The sequence below is a fragment of the Alienimonas sp. DA493 genome (genome assembly GCF_043951915.1).
GTDB lineage: Bacteria > Planctomycetota > Planctomycetia > Planctomycetales > Planctomycetaceae > Alienimonas.
Window position 1 is genome coordinate 1 of sequence record NZ_JBINJD010000315.1, and the last position, 1,591, is coordinate 1,591.

Here is a 1,591-nt window from a genome sequence, read left to right on the forward strand (position 1 = left end):
GAGGGAGCCGGCTCCCTCACGGTCGCGGTTCGCGTTACAGTGTCGCCCCATAACGAGATTGGTCATTGGCACAGCAGAGCCTGAAACTGCGGTCTAAGAATCTATTCGTCCATAAGGCGAATGTGGATCCCGATTTCAACTCTCCAACAGTTCTTACGCGGGACCCGTGGGAGTACGTAAGCCTTTGGATGCGACGGGCTAAGGCAGGCGACGCAAGCTTCTTCTGGGGCCAAGCGCATCAGTTCTATGACGCAACGGTTCAGCTTCCCCCTGCCTCCGCTCCGCTGACCGCATATTACTGTATCCTTAATGCCACAAAAGCGCTCCTGAAGGCGAAGGGAATCGCACATACCCCTTTCCACGGTCTCACCGGCAACCGCAAGCCTGGCAAGACGGCTCTCTCAAATGAGGAAGTGCTGCTAAAGGGAGGGGGCGTCCACGCCGCGCTTCGACAGTACTTCGGTGAGCAGGTTCAGGTCGCCCGGCACAACTTGCAAGACATACTTTATAATCTAGCTTTCGTTCACCGTGCGTTTCAGCTCACCTACACCAATAGGCCAGAGCTGTTCATCCCTATTCAGTTCCCGCGATTCGTCAGAAAAGAAGGGTCTAGCGAGGCCTGGTTCTGTGCAAACATCCAGGGTGGCCACTATCAGTCCCAGCATTGGGTGAATAAGCTCCCGCAGGGCTACGAACTGGATAAGGGGGCCCCCGAACCTTGGGTGATCAGGCGCCGCAAACGATTCTCTTGGAAGGACGGCAAGCCCGCAGAAGCCGGAAACGTTCTTCGTCTCAAGTCATATCACGCTGAGGTGAGAGAGCATGTTTCGTATATTCATGGCTCGACGCGTTTATGGTATTTGAAGCGGTCGCCAATCTCCGGGACGATCCCGTTGCGGAACATGACGCTCATCTATGCCGCGATGCATCGATTGAGTGAGCTTGCTCGATACACCCCTGACCTACTCGAGAAACACTTCGCATGTCAACATAACTGGCTCCTCACGCAGTTTATTACGCTTTCGCTTGATCAATTTGTCGATGAGGTGGCGTGCGAGATCACTGGCAAAGACTTTATGACTGTTGGGTTGCGTGCCTAATTCATGGACCCCTAGAGCTATGCTCTCTCCCGCCGGAGTGCCGCGTAGCGGCACGGAGGCGGGTGAGTATGCGAGCGGTTCACAAGCACTCGCCGAGGGCCGCGTCAACCGGCATGCTCACCCCGCGGCGGGCCGAGCCGTTGGGCGTGCACCGTCGCTTCCGCCACGGTGAGAGCATGGCACACGGGCGTTTTGGTTCTTGATTTCTTGGTCTTGGCGCTTCGCCCCGCCCCCGACTCACCAGTGGTCGGACTTCGGGTGGCCGCAGCGGCGGCAGTCGAAGCCGCTCACCGGTTCGACGTAGGACGGGCAGCTACAGCCCGCGGAGGTGCACTTGCCGGAGCCCAGCCGCGGGCCGTCGGGGGCGGCCGGTTCGACCGCAGACACGGCGAAGGGCTCAGCGGTGGACAGGCCCGGAGCGAACCGCGGGGGGGCGAGGGTCGTTATGCGGGACTTCATCACTCGGCCTGGGTGGGGGATGAGGTCGGCCG

At 59.3% G+C, this 1,591-nt stretch carries 1 protein-coding gene and 1 pseudogene; one reads left to right on the forward strand and one right to left on the reverse strand.

Annotated features, from left to right (window positions below):
• The first annotated feature begins 122 nt into the window (after nt 1-122).
• Entirely contained in the window at nt 123-1,100 is a 978-nt protein-coding gene (locus ACG2DA_RS22705) for a YaaC family protein (protein ID WP_395258965.1), read from the forward strand.
• Nucleotides 1,101-1,337: 237 nt separating this feature from the next.
• Here the strand turns inward: ACG2DA_RS22705 and ACG2DA_RS22710 are convergent.
• A pseudogene (locus ACG2DA_RS22710) lies at nt 1,338-1,591 on the reverse strand (hypothetical protein); the annotation flags it as partial.